This is a genomic window from Actinomadura coerulea (genome assembly GCF_014208105.1).
GTDB classification, from domain to species: Bacteria; Actinomycetota; Actinomycetes; order Streptosporangiales; family Streptosporangiaceae; genus Spirillospora; species Spirillospora coerulea.
The window spans coordinates 7,776,685-7,797,000 of the sequence record NZ_JACHMQ010000001.1 but is presented as its reverse complement, the minus strand read 5'-3'; the positions used below and the strand labels follow the sequence as shown (position 1 = coordinate 7,797,000).

Annotated in this window: 21 protein-coding genes; 11 read left to right on the top strand and 10 right to left on the bottom strand. The window is 72.1% G+C overall.

Features of this window, described 5'->3' with window-relative positions:
• Positions 1 to 86 precede the first annotated feature (86 nt).
• Positions 87 to 1,292 (bottom strand): hypothetical protein, encoded by a 1,206-nt coding sequence (locus tag BKA00_RS36170; protein ID WP_185032768.1) that lies wholly within the window; start codon positions 1,290 to 1,292, stop codon positions 87 to 89.
• 253 nt (positions 1,293 to 1,545) lie between these two features.
• Here BKA00_RS36170 and BKA00_RS36165 point away from each other — a divergent pair, with 253 nt between their 5' ends.
• The 3 genes from BKA00_RS36165 (at position 1,546) to BKA00_RS36155 (ending at position 3,721) form a co-directional block, all read left to right on the top strand.
• Complete coding sequence (locus BKA00_RS36165; RefSeq protein WP_185032767.1) at positions 1,546 to 2,118, top strand: hemerythrin domain-containing protein; 573 nt, start codon at positions 1,546 to 1,548, stop codon at positions 2,116 to 2,118.
• Positions 2,119 to 2,277: 159 nt separating this feature from the next.
• Positions 2,278 to 3,303: a chemotaxis protein CheB gene (locus BKA00_RS36160; protein ID WP_185032766.1), complete on the top strand. Its 1,026-nt coding sequence runs from the start codon at positions 2,278 to 2,280 to the stop codon at positions 3,301 to 3,303.
• A 70-nt stretch (positions 3,304 to 3,373) separates the two neighbouring features.
• Positions 3,374 to 3,721: a hypothetical protein gene (locus tag BKA00_RS36155; RefSeq protein WP_185032765.1), complete on the top strand. Its 348-nt coding sequence runs from the start codon at positions 3,374 to 3,376 to the stop codon at positions 3,719 to 3,721.
• A gap of 176 nt (positions 3,722 to 3,897) precedes the next feature.
• Here BKA00_RS36155 and BKA00_RS36150 read toward each other — a convergent pair whose 3' ends face one another.
• Together BKA00_RS36150 and dapE are read right to left on the bottom strand one after the other, a co-directional pair.
• Complete coding sequence (locus BKA00_RS36150; protein WP_185032764.1) at positions 3,898 to 4,698, bottom strand: LOG family protein; 801 nt, start codon at positions 4,696 to 4,698, stop codon at positions 3,898 to 3,900.
• On the bottom strand, positions 4,695 to 5,771 hold the full coding sequence (gene dapE / locus BKA00_RS36145) for a succinyl-diaminopimelate desuccinylase (protein ID WP_185032763.1): 1,077 nt from the start codon (positions 5,769 to 5,771) through the stop codon (positions 4,695 to 4,697). The genes BKA00_RS36150 and dapE overlap by 4 nt, the downstream gene beginning before the upstream one ends.
• Positions 5,772 to 5,804: 33 nt before the next feature.
• Here dapE and BKA00_RS36140 point away from each other — a divergent pair, with 33 nt between their 5' ends.
• Positions 5,805 to 6,488 carry a 4'-phosphopantetheinyl transferase family protein gene (locus tag BKA00_RS36140; RefSeq protein ID WP_230299251.1) on the top strand — a complete coding sequence of 228 codons (684 nt, stop codon included), beginning with the start codon at positions 5,805 to 5,807 and terminating at the stop codon, positions 6,486 to 6,488.
• On the opposite strand, the gene BKA00_RS36135 is transcribed toward BKA00_RS36140, so the two are convergent.
• Positions 6,478 to 7,314 (bottom strand): 2,3,4,5-tetrahydropyridine-2,6-dicarboxylate N-succinyltransferase, encoded by an 837-nt coding sequence (locus BKA00_RS36135; protein WP_185032761.1) that lies wholly within the window; start codon positions 7,312 to 7,314, stop codon positions 6,478 to 6,480. The genes BKA00_RS36140 and BKA00_RS36135 overlap by 11 nt on opposite strands.
• A 44-nt stretch (positions 7,315 to 7,358) precedes the next feature.
• Here BKA00_RS36135 and BKA00_RS36130 point away from each other — a divergent pair, with 44 nt between their 5' ends.
• Complete coding sequence (locus BKA00_RS36130) at positions 7,359 to 8,276, top strand: hypothetical protein (RefSeq protein WP_230299250.1); 918 nt, start codon at positions 7,359 to 7,361, stop codon at positions 8,274 to 8,276.
• Positions 8,277 to 8,439: 163 nt separating this feature from the next.
• Positions 8,440 to 9,042, top strand: a complete 603-nt coding sequence (locus tag BKA00_RS36125; protein WP_185032759.1) for a DUF3841 domain-containing protein — start codon at positions 8,440 to 8,442, stop codon at positions 9,040 to 9,042.
• Between the two features lie 26 nt (positions 9,043 to 9,068).
• Here BKA00_RS36125 and BKA00_RS36120 read toward each other — a convergent pair whose 3' ends face one another.
• A complete protein-coding gene (locus BKA00_RS36120; RefSeq protein ID WP_185032757.1) occupies positions 9,069 to 10,025 on the bottom strand; it encodes a helix-turn-helix transcriptional regulator in 957 nt (318 codons plus the stop codon).
• A gap of 62 nt (positions 10,026 to 10,087) precedes the next feature.
• Between BKA00_RS36120 and BKA00_RS36115 the strand changes: the two genes are divergently transcribed.
• Both BKA00_RS36115 and BKA00_RS36110 read left to right on the top strand, forming a co-directional pair.
• A complete protein-coding gene (locus BKA00_RS36115; protein ID WP_185032755.1) occupies positions 10,088 to 11,236 on the top strand; it encodes an epoxide hydrolase family protein in 1,149 nt (382 codons plus the stop codon).
• Between the two features lies 1 nt (position 11,237).
• Positions 11,238 to 12,344: a winged helix DNA-binding domain-containing protein gene (locus BKA00_RS36110; protein WP_185032754.1), complete on the top strand. Its 1,107-nt coding sequence runs from the start codon at positions 11,238 to 11,240 to the stop codon at positions 12,342 to 12,344.
• 61 nt (positions 12,345 to 12,405) lie between these two features.
• Here BKA00_RS36110 and BKA00_RS36105 read toward each other — a convergent pair whose 3' ends face one another.
• Positions 12,406 to 12,756: a TraR/DksA family transcriptional regulator gene (locus BKA00_RS36105; protein ID WP_185032752.1), complete on the bottom strand. Its 351-nt coding sequence runs from the start codon at positions 12,754 to 12,756 to the stop codon at positions 12,406 to 12,408.
• A gap of 68 nt (positions 12,757 to 12,824) precedes the next feature.
• Positions 12,825 to 13,013: a hypothetical protein gene (locus tag BKA00_RS36100; RefSeq protein ID WP_185032750.1), complete on the bottom strand. Its 189-nt coding sequence runs from the start codon at positions 13,011 to 13,013 to the stop codon at positions 12,825 to 12,827.
• Positions 13,014 to 13,440: 427 nt separating this feature from the next.
• Between BKA00_RS36100 and BKA00_RS36095 the strand changes: the two genes are divergently transcribed.
• Together BKA00_RS36095 and BKA00_RS36090 are read left to right on the top strand one after the other, a co-directional pair.
• Positions 13,441 to 14,616, top strand: coding sequence for a glycosyltransferase family 4 protein (locus tag BKA00_RS36095; protein ID WP_221493435.1), 1,176 nt, complete (start codon positions 13,441 to 13,443; stop codon positions 14,614 to 14,616).
• Positions 14,595 to 15,869, top strand: a complete 1,275-nt coding sequence (locus tag BKA00_RS36090; RefSeq protein WP_185032748.1) for an MFS transporter — start codon at positions 14,595 to 14,597, stop codon at positions 15,867 to 15,869. Before BKA00_RS36095 ends, BKA00_RS36090 begins: the two co-directional genes overlap by 22 nt.
• Here BKA00_RS36090 and BKA00_RS36085 read toward each other — a convergent pair.
• A complete protein-coding gene (locus BKA00_RS36085) occupies positions 15,862 to 17,328 on the bottom strand; it encodes an MFS transporter (RefSeq protein ID WP_185032746.1) in 1,467 nt (488 codons plus the stop codon). The genes BKA00_RS36090 and BKA00_RS36085 overlap by 8 nt on opposite strands.
• A gap of 214 nt (positions 17,329 to 17,542) precedes the next feature.
• Here BKA00_RS36085 and sigJ point away from each other — a divergent pair, with 214 nt between their 5' ends.
• Positions 17,543 to 18,469, top strand: coding sequence for an RNA polymerase sigma factor SigJ (sigJ, locus tag BKA00_RS36080; RefSeq protein WP_185032744.1), 927 nt, complete (start codon positions 17,543 to 17,545; stop codon positions 18,467 to 18,469).
• Between the two features lie 191 nt (positions 18,470 to 18,660).
• Here sigJ and BKA00_RS36075 read toward each other — a convergent pair whose 3' ends face one another.
• Both BKA00_RS36075 and BKA00_RS36070 read right to left on the bottom strand, forming a co-directional pair.
• Positions 18,661 to 19,140 (bottom strand): carboxymuconolactone decarboxylase family protein, encoded by a 480-nt coding sequence (locus BKA00_RS36075; protein WP_185032742.1) that lies wholly within the window; start codon positions 19,138 to 19,140, stop codon positions 18,661 to 18,663.
• Between the two features lie 25 nt (positions 19,141 to 19,165).
• Positions 19,166 to 20,245: an NAD(P)H-dependent amine dehydrogenase family protein gene (locus tag BKA00_RS36070; RefSeq protein WP_185032740.1), complete on the bottom strand. Its 1,080-nt coding sequence runs from the start codon at positions 20,243 to 20,245 to the stop codon at positions 19,166 to 19,168.
• Positions 20,246 to 20,316 lie beyond the last annotated feature (71 nt).

Here is a 20,316-nt window from a genome sequence, read left to right as displayed (position 1 = left end):
CTGGCCGAGGTGCGGCTCTCCGAGGGCCGCGCAATGGCCGGAGGCGGAGCGCCTCCGGCCGGGGCGGGCGAGCGGGCACCGGGCGGTCAGCCGGCGGGCTTGTCGCGGAGGTGCCCGACCGGGTGGGGGCCGTCGGTCTCCAGGCGGTACTCGTCCCCGAACTTGGCGCGGTGCTCGTCGATGACGCGCTCCTGCGGCGACCGCTCGGCGTTGATCTTGTCCTGGTACTCCTCGAAGCGGCGGTGCGCCTCCTGGACGTAGCCCGTGCCGAGGGTCGTGTAGTCGATCTGCGTGGCGAGCAGTTCGCGCACGTACTGCTTGTTCGGCTCGAAGGTGACCGGCTCGGGAAGCGCGGGAGCGAGGATGCTCTCGGGGTCGCGGCCGTCGTGGCGGCGCATCAGGTCGCAGGCGATCCGCAGGTGCTCCAGCTCCATGTTCAGGTGCAGCTCCCAGATGCCCTTGACGCGCGGGTCGGACTCGGTCTGCATGAACGAGTAGTACAGGTAGCACTCGTTGTACTCGTGGTTGACGAGCCGCTCCCACCACGTCTCCCCCGGGTCGACCAGCGACTCGTAGTGGGTGACGTGCTCCTCCTCGATGAGGCCGATGTCCTGGTAGAGCTGCCGCGCGATGGGCTCCATGTACATGGGGCCGACGTTCATGTAGAAGTTCATCGTCTGCTGCTCGGCCGCCATGATCGTCAGCGCGTGCAGCTTGGAGATCGGCGCGGCCGCCTCGCGGTCGTAGGGCTCGCGGACGTTGTCGAACGGGTGGCGGTGCTGGAGGTGGCCGGGCCGTCCCGGCATCACCTCGGTGAGCTGGTCGACGATCTTCTCCGCCCGCCGGTGCTCGATCATCTCGTACAGGTTGGCGTACCGGTACAGGTGGTCGAAGTCCTCCAGCAGCCCGAACTGGTAGGCCTGCTTGAGGTAGGGGTCGGGCTCCTGGCGGGCCACCCAGCCGGTCAGGTCCACCGCGACCTGCTCGTAGCTGATGGTGGTCTCCAGCACCGACGCCTGGCCGGGCAGCAGCCAGTTGACCACCTTCTGCTGCTGCTGCTCGATGTTGCGGACCTGGGCCAGCTGCTGCTTGACCTCCAGGTCGGGGCAGATCCGGTTGAAGTGGTGGCTGAACATGATCGCCTCCACCTCGATGCCGTTCATCGCGATGATGCGGCACTTGGTGTAGGGATCGGACTTGTCGGGATCGACGGGTGCCACGTCCAGCTGCGCCCAGTTGCGCAGCTGGTCGTCCAGCGGGATGCCGCGGTGTTCGAGCGGGTTGAAGGCCACCAGGCTCGTCCCTTCCTGTGCGGGGCCGTTCGGGCTGACGCCCGGGGCGCGTACCCGGGGCGATCCGTCCTGCACCTTTTCGCGGCGCCCGATTCCAAGATTGGTCCCGTGTTGGCGGAACCTCGGCACGAAGAAGCGAAGGCCACCGGCATGGTGCCCCCGGCCCTGGGTACGGGCCGCCCCATCGCCCGCCCAACGCACGCGAACGGCGCCCGGTGCCAGGCCGCGGCCGACCGAGAAAGCGAGACAGACGATGCGGACCACACCCGCCAACGCCGAGACCACCGAGGACGTCATCGACCTGCTGCGCGCGCAGCACGGCCGGATCAGGGACCTGTTCGACGAGGTCATGAACTGCGAGGGCGCCGCGCGCGAGGACGCCTTCCGGCAGCTGGTCAAGCTGCTGGCGATCCACGAGACCGCCGAGGAGGAGATCGTCCACCCCATGGCCCGGCGGCTGCCCGGCGGAGACGGCATCGTGGACGACCGGCTGGCCGAGGAGCGCGAGGCCAAGGAGCTGCTCGCCGAGCTGGACGGCATGGACACCGGCGACCCGCGCTTCCTCAAGTCGCTCGACAAGCTCCGCGTGGACGTGCTGACCCACGCCCGCGCGGAGGAGCGCTACGAGTTCGACCGCCTCAAGGACGAGTTCAGCCCCGCCCAGCTCAAGGGCTTCGCCGCCGCCGTCCGCGCGGCGGAGGCCACCGCGCCCACGCACCCGCATCCCGGGGTGGAGTCAGCGGCCAAGAACATGCTCGCCGGGCCGCTCGCCGCGGTGAGCGACCGCGTCCGCGACATGATCCGCGCCGCCCGCGACAAGAGCTGACCCGCGCCGGGCCCGACCGTTCCGGCGAGTACACGCCGCTCGGACGCCTCGAAGAGACCAGGGAGCGGCTGCGCGAGCCGCGGGCCAGGAGCCGGGAGCTGCGCGCGGATGCCGGGCGCCGCCGGACATGAGCCCACCGGGCGCGGGCATGGGGAGGCAATGGACGCCGCGAGGGACCCCGCGAAGACCACCGCATCCGGGCGCGACATCGTCGTCGTCGCGGCCTCGGCCGGAGGGATCGAGGCGCTCCAGGCGGTCCTGGCCCCCCTCCCGCCGGACCTTCCGGCCTCGTTGCTCGTGGTGCTGCACATCCCGCCCACGGGCGGCCGGGCGCTCCCGAAGATCCTGGACCGCGCCGGGTGGCTTCGCTCCGCCGCCGCCGTCGACGGGGAGCCGCTGCGGCACGGCCGCGTCTACGTCGCTCCTCCGGACCGCCACCTGCTCGTCCGGGACGGCGGCGTCCACGTGGACCACGGCCCGAAGCAGCACGGCCACCGTCCCGCCGCCGACCCGCTGTTCCAGAGCGCCGCGTCCGCGTACGGGCCCCGGGTGATCGGCGTCGTCCTCAGCGGCATGCTGGACGACGGGGCCGCCGGATGCGCGGCGGTCGAGCGCGCCGGGGGCGTCGTGGCCGTCCAGGACCCGGCCGAGAGCGCCTACGACGGGATGCCGCGCGCCGCCCTAGCGGCGACCGAGCACGCCGTGCCCCTGCGCGCCGCGGACCTGGCGGCGTTCATCACCGAGCAGAGCCGGACGCCGGTCGGGGCGGCGCCGGCCCCGGGCGGCGCCGGGACCCGTCTGGAGCAGCGGGCCGCGGTCATGGACCCGCCCGGAACGTGGAGCGGCATGACCTGCCCGGAGTGCGGCGGCCCGCTGAACGTGCGTTCCGGCGGCCTCCCGCCCCGGTACGCATGCCGGGTCGGCCACATCTGGTCGGCGGCCAGCCTGCTCGACGGGCAGGCCGACGCGGTGGAGCGGGCGCTGTGGGTCGCGGTGCTGCGCCTGGAGGAGCGGGTGCGCATGTCGGAGCGGATGGCCGCCGCCGCCGAGGAGCGCGGCCACCGCAGGTCGGCGGAGGTCTTCCGCGCCTCGGCCCGCGAGAGCGACGAGGCGGTGAAGACGCTCCGCCACCTGGTCGAGGGCGTCGCCCCGGTCAGCGGCGAGGCGGAGCAGCCGGAGGGCTGAGTACCGCACCGGGCGAACATGAGTAGCCGCACGGATCGATCAAGCGGCCGGAAGGCTGTTCACTGAGGTCGTGACCATAGAGAACACCGCTGGAGTCTCCCGGAAGCGCTCGGGCTGGCGCGTTGCCGCGGCGATCGCGCTCGCCCTGCTCCTCCCCGCCACCGTGCTCTCCTGGATCTGCGTGCTCGCGACCCCCGAGTACGGCCGGTGCCTCACCTACGGAGAGCAGTGCGATCCGGCCTCGGACGTCCTCATGACCATCGCCTGGTGGTCCTTCTGGGGCAGCGCCGCCGCCGGCGTCACCGCGCTGCTTCTCCGCCCCTCCTGGACGGCGACCGCCCGGATCCGCCCGATCCTGGTCGTCGGCCAGACGGCACTCGCACTCGCGACCCAGGCGACCGTCCTCGCCAATGGATGACGGCGGCTCCGGCCACCGACTTCCTCGTCTCGGCCGACGGCGCGCGGGTCGCGGTGCCCGGCGGCGCCGCGCTCGTGGCCGGGTGGACGGACCGGGCCCCGAGGTAGCCCGGTCCGCGCACGGAGAGGTCGCCCGGACCTGCATGATCGGGCCGGTCACGCAGGTCCGCGGCGCGGCTACTCCCCGGCGGTCTCGGCGGCCTCGGCGGCGGCGCGGGACTCGATGATCTCCTGCTCGGCCCGGGTGTGGCCCTCGATGATGATCCGGACGACCTCTTCCGGGTCGTCGGTGAGGTGGATCAGGTCGATGTCCTGCGGCGAGATCTTGCCGGAGGTCAGCATCGACTCCTTGACCCAGTCGAGCAGGCCGCCCCAGAACTTCGTGCCGACCAGCACGATCGGGAACCGGGTGATCTTCTTGGTCTGGACGAGGGTGATCGCCTCGAACAGCTCGTCCAGCGTCCCGAAGCCGCCCGGCAGGACGACGAAGGCCTGCGAGTACTTCACGAACATCGTCTTGCGGACGAAGAAGTACCGGAACTCCAGGCCGATGTCGAGGTGGTCGTTCAGCTTCTGCTCGAACGGCAGCTCGATGCCGAGGCCGACCGACAGGCCCCCGTTCTCGTCGCAGCCCTTGTTGGCGGCCTCCATGATCCCCGGACCGCCGCCGGTGATGACGGCGTAGCCGGCCTCGTGCAGGCGGGCGCCGATGTCGACGGCGAGCTCGTACTCCGGGGAGTCGGGCTTGGTGCGGGCGCTGCCGAAGACGCTGACGGCCTTCGGCAGCTCGGCGAGGAGGCCGAAGCCCTCGACGAACTCCGCCTGGATGCGCAGCACCCGCCACGGGTCGGCGTGCACCCAGTCGACCGGGCCGCGGCCGTCCAGGAGGCGCTGGTCGGTCGTCGTCGGGGGGACGGCCCGCCCCCGCAGCATGGCCGGCCCCTGCCGGCGCGAGCGGGAATTCACTTCCGATGTCATGAAGCCACGGTAATGGGACCCTCCAGCCACGTGCGCATTCGTTGCTCGCACTCGGCGATGAGGGGGATCTCGACGTACTCGTCCCGCGTGTGCGCGAGGGTCGGCTCGCCGGGGCCGTAGTTGACGGCCGGGACGCCGAGCTCGGCGAAGCGCGCGACGTCGGTCCAGCCGAGCTTGGCGCGGACCTCGGCGCCGCTCGCGGCGGCGAACGCGGCGGCGGCCGGGTGGTTCAGCCCGGGGCGGGCGGCGGACGCGCCGTCGGTGACCGTCACCTCGAAGCCGGCGAAGGTCTCCCGGAGGTACGCCTCCGCGTCGGCAAGGGACTTGTCGGGCGCGAACCGATAATTCACGGTGACGACGCATTCGTCCGGGATGACGTTCCCGGCGACGCCTCCCGAGATGAACACCGCGTTCAGGCCCTCGTGGTACTCCAGCCCGTCCACGACCGGGCGGGACGGCTCGTAGGCGCGCAGGACGTCCAGGATCGCCCCCGCCGAGTGGATCGCGTTCGACCCCATCCAGGCGCGCGCGCTGTGCGCCCGCTCCCCCGTCGCGGTGACCTGGACGCGCATCGTGCCCTGGCAGCCGCCCTCGATCAGCCCGCCGGTCGGCTCCATCAGCACCGCGAAGTCGCCCGCGAGCAGTTCGGGCCGTACCTGCCCGAGGTGCCGCAGCCCGTTGCGCGCGGCCTCGACCTCCTCGCAGTCGTAGAAGACGTAGGTGACGTCGCGGCTGGGCGCCTCGACGGTCGCGGCGAGCCGCAGCGCGACCGCGACGCCGCTCTTCATGTCGGTGGTGCCGCAGCCGTAGAGCCGGTCGCCCTCCACGCGGGACGGGAGGTTGCCGTTCAGCGGGACGGTGTCGAGGTGCCCGGCCAGCACGACCCGTTCGGCCCGTCCGAGATCGGTGCGCGCGACGACGTTGTTGCCGACGCGCTCCACCGCCAGGTGCGGCAGCGCGCGCAGCGCCTCCTCGACGGCCCCGGCCAGGGATTCCTCCCCGCCGCTCACCGACTCGATGTCGACGACCGCCGCCGTCAGGTCCGCGACGTCCGAGTGCAGATCAAGCCCCATGGTGGAAGGTTATCTATCATCGCGTGCGTGGAGATGCCCGTACTGGAGTGCGCCGTCCATTGGGCGCGTCCCGCCGACGACCCCCGGATGCGCGACCTTCTCGACGACGGGGAGCGCGCCCGCTATGCGCGGTTCATGCGAGCCGAGGACAAGGCCCGGTTCGTCACCGGGCGGTTCCTGGCCCGCACGGTCCTCGCCGAGGCGACCGGCCGGGCCCCGCGCGACCTGCGCTTCACCACCGGCTGCCCGCTGTGCGGCGACTCGCACGGCAAGCCGCGGCTGCCCGGCAGCGGCCTGGACTTCTCGCTCTCCCACTCCGGGGACCGGGTCCTGCTCGTCCTCGTCGAGGGCGCCGAGGTCGGGGCGGACGTCGAACAGGAGGGCGACCGCGACATCGACCGCCTCTCCCGGATGGTGCTCACCCCCGCCGAATCGGAGGCGCTGAAGGCCATGACCGACCGGAAACGCGGCTTCCACGCCTACTGGAGCCGCAAGGAGGCCCTTCTGAAGGCCACCGGCCACGGCCTGGCCGCCCCGATGACCGCCATCCACGTCACCGCCCCCGACGAGCCCCCCGAGGTCATCGCCTGGGAGGGCGAGGCGGCCGTCTCCCCCGTCCGCCTCGCCGACCTGGACGCCGGCCCCGGCTACGCCGCCTCGGCCGCCGTCCTCACCGACCGCCCGCTCAGGCTCGCCGAGGTCCCGTTCAGGTGTTGATGCCGTGGTCGCGGAGGATGTCGTTGAGGGACGCCTTGTCGTGGCGCTGCCCCTCCTCCAGCCGCTTGAGGATCAGCACCGCCGGAAGCCCGAACGTGCCGCCCTTGAACTCCTTGTAGCGGGTGCCGCCCACCGCGACGCACCAGTCGGGGATGCGCCCGCGGCTGATCTCCTCGCCCGTCTCCACGTCGATGACCGGCATGGACGCCGACAGGTTCGTCCCCGACCCGACGACGGCGCCGCGCCCCACCCGCGCCCCCTCGACGATCATGGAGCGGCTGCCGATCATCGCCTCGTCCTCGATCACCACGGGCTTGGCGTTCGGGGGCTCCAGCACGCCGCCGATGCCGACGCCGCCCGACAGGTGGACGTTCTTGCCGACCTGCGCGCACGACCCCACGGTCGCCCACGTGTCGACCATCGTCCCGGAGTCGACGTAGGCGCCGATGTTGGTGAACGACGGCATCAGCACCACGCCCGGCGCCAGGTGGGCGCCCCACCGCGCGATGGCGCCCGGCACGACGCGCACGCCGTCCAGGCGCGTCTTCAGCGGGATGCGGTCGTGGTACCGGAAGTCGCCCACCTGCGAGCGCGCCATGCCGAGGACCTTGAAGCTCAGCAGGATCGCCCGCTTGGCCCGCTCGTCGACGACCACCTCGTCGGTGGCGGGATCGATCCGGGCGACGCGGGCCTCCCCGGCGTCGAGCTGGTCGACGGCGGCCATGATGGCCGCGCGCGCCTCGGCGTCGTCCGGCGTCAGCTCGGCGCGCCGCTCCCACAACTCGTCGATGCCGCCGGAGATCGGGCTGGTGAACGTTTCGGTCATGCCTCCTGAGCTTACTGGTGGCCATCTCCCAGTACTGTCTTCGCGTGGCTGTTTGGGCGAGGTTGAAGGCGCGCCCCGATGAGGGGGCGAGCGGCGGGCGCCGCCGGCGCGGCGTCCGCTGGGCCGCGGTCCTGTGCGTCGTCGTGCTGCTGATGGGCGTGGGCGTCTACGTGGGGTTCCAACGGATGCGCCCGTACCTGCACGGGTCCGGATGCGAGGTGCGCACGAGCCTGGGCAAGATGCCGCTCGACCTGGAGCAGGGCGCGAACGCCGCCACCATCGCCGCCGTCGCGTTCCGCAAGCAGCTCCCCGAACGCGCCGTGGTGATCGCCTACGCGACCGCGATCCAGGAGTCGCACATCCACAACCTGCCGAACGGCGACCGCGACTCGGTGGGCATGTTCCAGCAGCGCCCGTCCCAGGGCTGGGGCACGCCCGACAAGCTCCGCGATCCCGTCCAGGCCACCAGCAAGTTCTTCGACGCCCTCATCAAGGTCAAGGACTACCTCGACCGCGACCTGCACGACGCGGCGCAGAAGGTCCAGCGCAGCGCCGACGGCCGCGCCTACGCCCAGCACGAGCCCGACGGCAAGCTCCTCGCGACCGCCTTCACCGGCCGCGAGCCCGCCACGGCCCGCTGCTGGTACCCGCCCGACAAGAAGACGACGTCCCGCCGGCCCGAGGCGCTCCTGGAGATGCGCCGCGCGTTCGGCAGCCGCCTGAAGGTCGGCGGCCCGGGCCCCCTCAAGGCGGGCTCCCCGTCCGACCCGAAGTCGTGGAACTCGATCCAGGTCACGAACCCCCGATCAGGCTGGGCCGTCGCGAGCTGGGCCGTGACCCATGCCCAGGCCTACGGCCTGACCGAAGTCCGCTACGCGGGCAAGCACTGGCAGTCCGACGCCGGCCACGACGGCTGGACAGACGACAAGCAGGCCACCCAGACCACCGTCATCGTCCAGTAGCCGAGGCTCCGGGCAACTCACGCCTGAGCCACCGCCGTAGCCGCTATCGATGCGAACAAGGCCGTGGAGGCCGTCTTCTGTCCGTCGAAGCCGTCATGATGACGGCGTGGCCCCCTTTCCAGTTCGGAACGCCGAGCCTGAGCAGGCCGTGCCCGCCGGTCGGATGGGCTACGACCTCGACGCGGAACGGCTGCTGCTTCACACCGTCCAACCGGTCGAGGCGTTGGAGACCCTGCTCACGACGGGCACACTGAGGCCGGACCCGGGTCTGGCGGAGGCCGAGTTCGCGGACGCCTACGACTGGATCCACCGGATGATGGCGGCCCGCCTACCGACCGGCGGAGAGGGCGCACTGTGGCTCTGGGCACGCACCCGTCGCAAGCATCTGGTCGATACCTGCCACCGCTCGCGCGGCCAGGTGCTGCTCACCTGCCGGGTCCCACGGGAACGGGTGCTCCTCTCACACTTCGACGAGTGGCATCTGGTCCTGAACAAGGCCCTGGGGATGCCGAGGCTGCCTGGCGAGTCCGAGGACGACGCGTTCACCCGCTGGGAGGAGGCGCACGACGAGTTCGACGCCCGTCTGCGCGCGGCGGGGATACGTGACGCACCGATCCGGGAGTGGCCCACCGATCTGCGGGACGAGATCGAGAGAACCTGGGAGTGCATCCTCGACCGAGGCAACTACGGCCCGTCCGAGTGCTGGCAGGGCACCGTGCACGCCTTGAACGCCGACGAAGTGCTGGAAGCCGTCCGAATCACCTGAGCGCCCGAACACGCGGAAGAGACAGGTCAGACTTGGTCGACGGCGCCCAGACACCGCGCGGCCTGGGCGCGGAGGGCGGCCGCCAGTTCGGGCGGGCCGCTGGTCAAGGTGAAGTCGGCGTCCACGGACGTGATCATCCACACGAGGGCGGACGGGGTGTCGGCGCCGACATGCAGCAGGCAGCTGCGGGAGTCGACGGCCTCGACGACGCCCATGCCCGGCCACACGCGGCCGGCGACCGCGTCGGCGGGCTCGTGCAGGGTGACCGTCGCCTGGCAGGCCCACGTCCTCACCGACAGCCGGCGCGCGAGGTAGGCCGCCACGTCGCCGTCCGGAGGGGCGCGCGGCGGGAAGCGCGGACCCGCCGGGAGCCGCGGCCGCATGCGGTCCACCCGGAACGTGCGCCAGTCGCCGCGGTCGCGGTCCCAGGCCACGAGGTACCAGTGGCGTCCGAAGTTGACGACGCTGTGCGGCTCGACCTGGCGGACGGTGTCCCCGCGCGGGCCCGCGTAGCCGAACCGCAGCCGCTCGTGCCGGCGGCAGGCGTCGGCGATGGCCAGCAGCGTGCCGGCGTCCACCTCGGGGGCGCGGGCGCCGACGCGGACGGTGGCCCGGGCCAGCGTCGCCAACCGGTACCGCAGCCGGGGCGGAAGCACCTGTTCGAGCTTGGCGAGCGCCCGCAGCGACGCCTCCTCGATCCCGGCGACGGACCCTCCGGCCGCCGTCCGCAGCCCGAGCGCCACCGCGACCGCCTCGTCGTCGTCCAGCAGCAGGGGCGGCAGCGACGCACCCGCCCCCAGCCGGTACCCGGCGGTGCCCTGGGTGGCGTGGACGGGATACCCCAGTTCCCGCAACCGGTCCACGTCCCTGCGGACGGTACGGGTGGTCACGCCCAGCCTGTCGGCGAGTTCGGCGCCGGACCAGTCCCCATGGGTCTGGAGAAGCGACAGCAGCCTGAGCAACCGCGCGGATGTGTCCCGCATGGATTCCAGAATGTCAGCTCTTAGGAACGAAACCGTCCTAACTTCTTCCTAGCGTGGTCCTCATGAGCGCCGAACAGGACATTCACCCCTTCACCATCGACGTCCCGCAGGACCGGATCCACGACCTGAACGCGCGGCTCGCGTCCGCCCGCTGGCCGGACGAGCTTCCCGGGGTGGGCTGGGCCCACGGCGTCCCCGTCTCCTACCTCAAGGACCTCGCCGAGTACTGGCGCACCGGCTACGACTGGCGCGTGCACGAGGCCGCGCTGAACGAGCACCCGCACCACATCACCGAGGTCCAGGGGCAGCGGATGCACTTCCTGCACATCCGGTCGCCCGAGCCGGACGCGCTTCCGCTCGTGCTCGTCCACGGCTGGCCCGCGACGTTCTCCGAGTTCCTGGACGTGATCCGGCCGCTCACCGACCCGCGGGCGACCGGGGGCGACCCGGCCGACGCGTTCCACCTGGTCGTTCCGTCGCTGCCGGGATTCGCGTTCTCGGGGCCGACGCGCAGGCCCGGGGACGGCGACACCGCACGATACGCCGAGGCGGTGGCCGGGCTGATGGACCGGCTCGGATACGGGCGGTACGGCGCGCACGGCGGCGACGTCGGCTCCTTCGTCTCGCCGCAGCTCGGCCGGATGGCCCCCGAGCGCGTCGTCGGAGTCCACATGAACGGACCCATGACGTTCCAGTCCTGGGACGGGAACGACGACGGCTACGACGAAGCCGACAAAGAGCGGCTCGCCGTCCTGACCGACCCGTCCGGTGAGCGGTTCGGGTACGCGGCGATCCAGTCGACGCGGCCGCAGACGCTGGCGTTCGGTCTTCACGACTCACCCGTGGGGCTGCTCGCCTGGATCGTCGACCAGTTCCAGCAGTGGAGCAACCCCGCCAAGCGGCTTCCGGAGGACGCGGTCGGCAGGGACGCCCTGCTCACCAACGTCACGCTCTACTGGCTGACCGACACGCTGGCGTCGTCGATCCGGTTGTACAAGGAGGCGTCGCAGTGGGGCGCCCCCGCGGAGCGCTCGCCCGTGCCCACCGGATGCGCGATCTTCCCGGGTGACCTCACGATCCGGGCGCTCGCGGAGCAGCAGCACAGGATCGTGCACTGGGCCGAGTACGACCGCGGCGGCCATTTCGCGGCCATGGAGGCCCCCGATCTGCTGACCGGCGACATCCGCGCGTTCTTCCGGAAGGTGCGCTGACATGGGCGCCCGCAAGGCACTGTCCGCGCGGGCGCTCAACCGCGCGCTCCTCGGACGCCAGCTGCTGCTGCGCCGCGCGGACCTCCCGGTGGTCACCGCCGTCGAACGGCTGCTCGGCCTCAACGCGCAGGACCCGAACCTGCCGTACCTGGCGTTGTGGAACCGTCTGGAAGGTTTCACGATCAACGAGCTGACCGCGGCGATCGAGAACCGCGAGCTGGTCCGCTCGACGCTGATGCGTGCGACGCAGCACCTCCTGTCGGTGCCGGACTTCCGGCTGGTCCGTCCGCAGCTGGCACCGCTGCTGCGCCGGGTGCAGCGCACCGCGTTCGGCCGCCGCGTCGCCGGCGCCGACCCCGGCGCGCTCGTCACCGAGGCCCGCGCCCTGCTCGCCGACGGCCGGACCCTGACCCGTCCCGAGCTCGGCCGGCTCCTCGCGCCCCGGTGGCCGGACGCCGACCCCGCTGCCCTCGGATGGTCGGTGCAGTACCTCGAACCCGTGGTGCACCCGGCGCCGAGCGGCACGTGGAACGTCCGCGGCGCGACGCCGTTCGCCCGCGCCGACTGGACGGGCGTCCACCGGGACCCGACACTCCAGGACGCGTGCCTGCTGGTCAGGCGCTACCTGGCGGCGTTCGGCCCCGCGTCGGTGGCCGACGCCCGCACCTGGTCGGGTCTCGGCGGCCTCCGCGAGGTGTTCGACCGCCTGCGTCCCGAACTGCGGGTGTTCGCCGACGCGTCGGGCAGGGAACTCTTCGACCTGCCGGACGCGCCACGTCCCGACGACGACGTTCCGGTGCCCGTGCGCCTCCTGCCGGAGTTCGACGCGACCCTGCTCGCCCACGCCGACCGCACCAGGATGATGACCGCCGACATCCGCCGCCGCGTCTGCAACGGCGCCGCCGTGGCCGCCACGGTCCTCGTCGACGGCACGGTCACCGCCACCTGGACGGCGAGGAGCACCCCCGACACCGTCACCCTGACCGTACGACCGTTCCGCCCGCTTTCGTCGACGGACCGGTCAGCGATACAGGAGGAAGCCGCCCACCTGCTCACCTTCACTAACCCAGGCACCCACCACGACGTCCAACTGATGCCCCCTCAGTGACAACGGAGCCCGGAGGCCCACTTGCCCGCCACACAGAGTGCCTTGGTTGAGTCATGGCCGCTCAGGTCGGCCGGGCGTGGTCGGGGCAGAGCGTCTTGATCCACGCCTGGCCGGTCTCGCTACCGGGCTCGCCGCAGACCTCGCAGGTGCGACGGGACTCGTCCCGTGCGGCGTTCAGGATCGCACTGACCCGAGAGCCGAGCTCCCGGCTGATGCCGAACTCCCCGGTGACGGGATCGACGTACGCGCCCAGGTTGACGTCCAGCATTCCGTACTTCTCCTTGACCTGAACTACCTGGTAGTTCGGCAGCACGGCGAGGAGTTCGGTATGAGTCCGCATCAGGATGCCGCGCCACCCGGGCCCGACGAAATCGAGGTACTCGGGTATCTGCCGGTCGGCCACGTTCGTCATAGACCCGATTCTGCCTGGAGTGCACTGCCAAAGCACTGGCGTTTTCAGCTCGACGTAAGCACGTCTGGTCACCGACCGGGAACACATCCCCCGGGGTTCAGTGTGAACTTGTGCTCATTATCGTCCTTGACGGCGACGACCACCTCGGGCGAGGCACCTTCCCGCCCTTCTCGAATATTGAAAACTGCCATTTTCAGTCCGGCACCGAGATGCGCTTGAGCGCCGTGCCTCAGACCAATTTCCTCGTTAGTCATCATCAGTCCAGGGTTGCATATCGGGGCGGGCTGCGAATTTCAGATCTTGAATCGTCATTCGACTCGGTCGAGTTTCCAGGTTTGGTTGCCGAGCGGGAAAGTATCCTCGCTCGACCCGTCGCCCTGCATGCCTCGATCTCCGTCCCCCCGCGCGCACCTCATCACCCACCCGCACCGTGGCACTCTGGGGAGGCCGGTACCCGGTCGGGGCCTACCGAGGCCCGTCTCCGTCTGCGGAGGACTCAGCCTGGTCGCTCTTCGCTCGCTTGTCACTCGTTTACCGCGCCATGAGCTTCACCTTCATTACACCGCCCTTTCTCTTTACCTTTAGTCGGTTCGTGGCGACTTGTACTGGCGTCTTGGAAGGGACATATCGGCTCGTAGCCTGGTGGTTTGGTTGGGGGGCGTCTGGACGGGAAATCGTGGACGCATGGAGATACCGCGGACGTTGGTGCTGACCGGGCACTTTCCACCGGAGCCCGGCGGTGTGCAGACGTTCACGTGGGAGTTGGCGCGACGGTTGCCCGAGGACCGCCTGATCGTCGTGGCCCCGGCGTGGCCGGGGGCCGCGGAGTTCGACGCCGGGCTCGGGTTCCCCGTCGTCCGGCGGCGCGCCTATCTGCTGTTCCGGGGGCTGCGGCGGCTCGTGGTGCGGCACCAGGTCGAGGCGGGGTGGATCACGGCGGCGGCGCCGTTCGGGATGTACGCGCCGCTGGTGCGGGCGGCGGGGGTGCGGTGGCTGGTCGGGTCCGCGCACGGGCAGGAGCTGGGGTGGTTCCGGGCGCCGCCGACGCGGGCGGCGCTGAGGGCGGCGGCGCGGTCGTTCGACGTCCTCACCCATCTCAGCGCGACCACGCTGCCGGAACTGCGGGACGCCGTCGGCGACCGGACGCGGCTGGCGCGGCTCGCCGGGGCCGTCGACACCGTGCGGTTCCGGCCGGGGCTGGACGGGACGGCGGTCCGCCGGCGGCACGGCCTCGGCGGAGGGCCGGTGGTGCTCAGTGTCGCGCGGCTCGTCCGGCGCAAGGGCCACGACATGCTGATCCGCGCGTGGGGGGACGTGGTGCGCCGGTGCCCGGACGCCCGGCTGGTGATCGTCGGGGACGGTCCGATGCGGCGCCGGCTCACGGAGATGGCGGACCGGGAGGCGCCCGGGACGGTCACGGTGACCGGGCCCGTTCCCGCCGCGGAGCTGCCGCGCTACTACGCCGCCGCCAACGTTTTCTCGCTGCCGTGCCGCGACGACCGGGCGGGGCTCCAGACCGAGGGACTGGGCCTGTCGGTGCTGGAGGCGTCCGCGTCGGGGCTGCCGGTGGTGGTGGGCCGGTCGGGCGGCAGCCCCGAGTCCCTGGTGGACGGCCTGACGGGGGTCCTGGTCGACGCGACCGGTCCGGACGAGATCGCCCTGGCCCTGCACGGCCTGCTCGGCTCCCCCGCGCGCGCCGCCGCGATGGGGGCCGCCGGACGGCGGTGGACGTGCGAACGCTGGAGCTGGGACGCCGCCGCGGCCCGGCTCGCCGCCCTGCTGAAGGGTTCCGTCCTCGACGCGCCGCCGAAGCACGACACACCGGGGATGGAGCCCGCATGGGACTCAGGGAGCAGCTGAACAAGCGCGACTTCCGGCGGCTCATCGTCGGCCAGACGGTGTCCTCGTTCGGCGACTGGATGGGCACGCTGGCGCTGATGTACTTCGTGCTGGAGCTCAGCGACTCCACCACGGCGGTCGGCGGTGTGCTGGTGCTGCGGCTGCTCCCGTCCGCGCTGGGCGCGCCGGTGGCGGCGCGGGTGGTGACGCGGTGGCGGCGGCGCAGCGTCATGATGTGGGCGACCCTGGTCCAGACGGGCATGGCGCTGGCGCTGCCGATCGTGCCGTGGCTGGTGTGGGTGTACTTCTGGGCCTTCATGATCGAGGTGGCGGGGCTGATCTTCCTGCCGGCCCGGGACGCGTCGATCCCGTTCCTCATCGAGGACGAGGAGAACCGGCACGACACGGGCACGTTGGAGATCGCCAACGGCATCACGATGGCCACCTCGTACGGGATGATCCCGGTGGGCGCCGGGGCGTTCGGGCTGATCCTGCTGTTCTCGGAGAACATCGGCCTGCACGGCAACTGGCGCTACGCGGTGGTGTTCTGGCTGGACGCCCTGACCTATCTGGCCTGCTATTTCGCCATCCGCTCGATTCCCGACCTCGGTCCGGGGCCGGCCGAGCGGCGGGAGATGGAGCGCACGGAGCAGGAGGCGTCGCCCCGCGGGCTCCTGTCGGCGGTGCGCCTCCCGGTGGTGCGCGGCGTCCTGCCCGGGGTGGCGGTGGTGGCGCTCGGGCTGGGCGCGCTGTTCTCGCTGGGCGTGGTGTTCGTCCGGAACGTCCTGACCGCGGGGCCGGTGGGGTTCGGGACGCTGGTGGTGCTGTTCGGGGTGGGCGCGCTCGTCGGGCTGCTGATCATTCACCGCAAGGTCCGGAAGCTGTCGGTGCAGATCCGCGTCGGGACGGCCGTGCAGGGTGTGGTGATCTTCTTGATGGCCCTGCTGGGGACGGTGGCCTGGGCGTTCATCGGAGCGGTGCTGTTCGGCGCGGCGGCGACCAGTGCCCTGGTCGGCGGGATCACCTACCTCCAGGAGGCGCTGAGCGGCGTGAACCGGAACCTGGCCCTCACGGCCTTCCACGCCGTCCTGCGGTTCGGCATGGCGCTGGCCGCGCTGCTGGCCGGGGCCGCGGCCGACCTCCTGAGGAAGGCGGGCACGGCCCCGCTCGGCCTGTCGCCGTCGCAGTTCGTGCTGGCGATGTCGGGGCTGGTGGTCCTGTTCGGGGCGTCCCTGATCCACGTCCCCGGCAACGGCGGCACCCCGTCTAAGTGACCGGAACGGCGCCGGGCCGCTTCTCCGGCTCCGGTGCGGACGCCTCCCCCCGGCTGTTGGCGGCGCGGAGGGCGACGACCGCCGCGGCGGCCAGGAAGAGGGAGCCGGCCAGCAGCGCCCGGGAGAACCCGCCGGTGAGGGCCTCGGGCGCGGGCCTGCGGTCGGCGAGCAGGTCGTCCGTGCGGGCGGTGGCGGCCGCGGAGAAGATCGCCAGGCCGAGGGCGCCGCCGATCTGCTGGGAGGCGTTGAGCAGGGCCGCCGCGAGCCCGGCCTTGTCCGGCGGGACGTTGGCGTTGGCCGCGGTGGTGACGGCCACGAACGTGAACCCGAGCCCGAACGAGGTGACCATCAGGCCGGGCAGCAGGTCGGTGAGGTAGTGGCCGTCCACCGGGATGCGCGACAGCAGGTAGGTGCCCGCGGCGGCGAGCAGGAGGCCGGCGATCATCACCGGGCGCGTCCCGGCGCGCGCGATCAGCGGGGCGGACGCGCCCGCGGCGACGGCCACGCCGGCGCAGAGCGGCAGGTAGGCCGAGCCGGTCTCCAGCGGCGAGTAGCCGAGGACGTTCACCATGTAGAGGCTGAGGAAGAAGAACATCGACAGGAACCCGGCGACCGCGACGAGCTGGGTGACGTCCGCGGCGGCCAGCCCCCGGATCCGGAAGATCGACAGTGGCAGCAGGGGGTTGCGGCTGCGCTGCTCGTTGACGAGGAACGCCAGCAGGAGGGCGGCCGCCCCGGCGAGGCCGCCGATCGTGCGGCCCGCGCCCCAGCCGGCGTCCGGGGCCTTGACGAGGGTGAACACCAGCAGCAGCATCCCGCCGGTGACGAGGACGGTGCCGAGCGCGTCGAAGCCCGCGAGCCGGGCGGGGCGCCGGTCGCCCTCGACGAGCAGGAGCAGCCCGGCGATGACGATCACGCAGACCGGGACGTTCACGAGCATCACCCAGCGCCAGCCGGGCCCGTCGGTGAGCAGCCCGCCGAACAGGACCCCGGCCGCCGAGGCGCCGCCGCCGACGCCGCCCCACACCCCGAGGGCCTTGCCTCGGTCGCCGCCCTCCTTGAAGGTGGTCGTCAGGATCGACAGGGTGCCCGGCAGCATCAGCGCCGCGCCGGCGCCCTGCGCGAGCCGCGCCGCGACGAGCGCTCCGGACGTGGTGGCGAGCCCGCCCGCGATCGAGGACAGCGAGAACAGCACGGTGCCCGCGACCACGACCCGGCGGCGTCCGAGCAGGTCGGCGAGCCGCCCGCCGAGCAGCATGAGCCCGCCGTAGGTCAGCAGGTAGCCGGACGGCACCCACTGCAGGTCCTGGACGGAGAAGTCCAGGTCGGCGCGGATCGCGGGCAGCGCCACATTGACGATCGAGGCGTCGATGAAGTCCAGGAACGCGATGGCGCACAGCAGCGTCAGGGTGAGCTTGCCGCGTCCCGTCGCGAGGAAGGACGGAGGGGAGTCGCTCATGGAGACCTCCGGTCGGTGGGCCGCGCCGGCGACCGCCGGGCGCGGGGCGCGCCGGGTTCTCCCGGCTGCTTCGTTCCGCGACCCATGAGCGGATCGGGGGGCGGGAGTGTGACGCGGCGGGACGCGAATGAGGTCCAGGTCACATTCCGGCCGCGGATGTCACGATCCGGGGGCCGGTCTCGCTCTGAGGGGGGAGCGCACAGGAGGTCGAGCCATGTCCGAAGGCATCGCGGACGACACCGCGACGCGGGTGTTCGCCGATCACCGGGAGCTTCTGTTCTCGGTGGTCTACAACATGCTCGGGAGCGTCGCCGACACCGAGGACGTCCTTCAGGACGCGTGGCTGGCGTGGGCCTCCCGAAGCGCCGCCGGAGCGCCCGGGGAGATCGAGAACCCGCGCGCCTACCTGGTGCGGATCGCGGTCAACACGGCGCTGTCGCGGCAGGCCGCGATCAGCCGGCGGCGCGAGACGTACGTGGGGCCGTGGCTGCCCGAGCCGCTGGTGGCCCGGACCGACGTGGACGACGCCGCCGAGCGCACCGAGGCCGTCTCGATGGCGCTCCTGGTCGTCCTGGAGACGCTCACGCCGCTGGAGCGGGCGGTGTTCGTCCTGCACGAGGTCTTCGGCTACGCCCACACCGAGATAGCGCCGATCCTCGACCGCAGCCCGGCGGCGATCAGGCAACTCGCGCACCGAGCCCGGGAGCACGTGCACGCCCGCCGCCCGCGCTACCAGGCCGACCCGAAGGTGCAGCGGCAGGCGACGGAGCGGTTCCTGCAGGCCGCCCTCGGCGCCGACCTGGAGGCGCTGATGGAGATCCTCGCGCCGGACGTGACGCTGTGGACGGACGGCGGCGGCAAGTCCAAGGCCACGGCGGCGCTGCGTCCCATCCAGGGGGCCGACAAGGTGGCGCGCGCCATCGCCGGGACGACCGCCCGAAGGCCCATGGAGCTGGACATCGTCTACCGCACCGTCAACGGCGACCCGTCCGCGGTGCTGTTCGACAAGGAGGCGCCGTTCGCCGTCATGGTCCTCGACCTGGACCCGGACGGCCACCACGTCCGAGGCGTCTACGCCGTCACCAACCCCGACAAGCTGACCCACATCGACGAGGTGGCGGAGGAGGTGGGCGGCGACTGACCCCGCGCCGCATCGCCGGCGCACGGCTATCTACACTAAAGCAGTCGGAATAGTTGACTTAATGCGAGGAGCCGTGATTCGCTGATGCACGGGTCCGAAGGGGTTCGCGGTTCGCCCGGAGCGCGGTTCACCGGATACCGGGCCCGGCGCGGGGTGGCGCCGGGCCCGCCTCCGCGTCGGGCGGCAGGGCTTCAGGGGCGGGGCAGGACGCACATCGCGTCGAGGCCGAGGACGCGGTTGAGGCGTCCGAAGGCCAGCCAGGAGCCGATGCACATGCTCAGCTCCACGATCTCCGCCTGGGCGTAGCGGGCGCGCATCCGGCTCCAGAACTCCTCGTCCAGGCCGTGGTGGTCGAGGACGTAGCGCTCGGCGTACTCGGCGGCGAGGCGGGTGCGGTCGTCGAAGGCGCCGGTGGTGCGCCACTGGGTCACCGCGTCGGCGAAGCCCTCCTCGACCTTCTCGCCGTCGCGTTCCGTCCGCCAGTCGAGGCAGAACAGGCAGCCGTTGAGCTGGGCGACGCGCAGCCGGGCCGCCTCGAACTCGCGGAGCCCGAGGGTGGTGTGCGCGTAGACGGCGAGGGAGAGGTTCGAGGCGGCGGGGCCGATGCCCGGCACCATCTCGCCCCACACGTGCTGGATCGGGTCCTTGCCCTCGGGGATGTCGATGTTCACGGGCCTGCCCTTCTGGTGGCGCCTCTCATGGCGCCGTCCTGCCGAGTTTTCCCACGGCGGGACGGACGGGAACGTCGAGCGCGTCGTAGAGCCCCGGTTCGGCGTCCACGAGCCAGTCGATGGCGTTCACCAGGCGCCCGGCGGCGGTGGCGTTCCCTCCGGCGGCGCGGTTGCCGTGCTCGTCGGTGGCCTCGACGGTGACCTCGATGCGCGGGACGCCCTCGATGACCACGCGGTGCGCGCCGTCGCCGTCCGGCGGCATCGGCCAGTCCGGCGCGCAGGACGGGTGGATGCGCGTGACGTGCTCGACGACGATGCGGGGCTCGCCCGCCACGATGCCCTGGACCTCGAACCGCACCGCGCCCTGCGTGCCCTTCTCGAACTCGCCCATGGACTCGGTGGTGATCGTCGCGTCGAGCGGGCGGCGGTCCACGGTCTCGCGGATCTCGTCCAGCTCGGCGCCGAGGGCGCGGGCCATCAGCCTGACCTGGCCGCCCCACACCATGGTCGGGACGGTCGCGGCGAGCATCGGCGGCTCGTAGTCCATCGGCTGGCCCATGCCGACCAGGTACCGGACGGAGTCGGGCTGGTCGTAGGTGGAGTAGTCGAAGATCTCCTGGCAGCGGACGACGTCGATCGTGCCGCCGAGGCCGCTGACCAGCAGCGGCAGGACGTCGTTGCCCCACCCGGGGTCGACGCCGGAGGCGAACAGGGAGCCGCCGCCCTCGGCGACCGCGTCCAGCACCTCCGCGCGCATCTCGGGCGGCGCCCCGCGCTGGTCGTAGAGGGCGTACAGGGCGGGGGTGACGACGACCGCCCCCGCGCGGACCGCCCTGAGGACGTCGGCGAGCGCGTCGTCGGGCCGGACGTCGCCCGACGCGGCGTACACGACGGCCTGCGGACGGGAGGCGAGCACGGCCTCGGCGTCGGCGGTCGCCGCGACGCCGAGGTCGCGGCCGAGGCCGGCGAGGTCGCCCGCGTCCCGTCCCACCTTGGCGGGATCGTGGACGATCACGCCGGTCAGCCGGAGCGCCGGATGCGCCTCGACGGAGCGGACGGCCAGCCGTCCCATGTTGCCGGTACCCCAGACGACCACGGAGATCATGCGCGGAATGTACCAGGTCCCAAGCAAGCACTTGGTAGTCCACATGTGGACACGGGAAAGTTTCGGTCAGC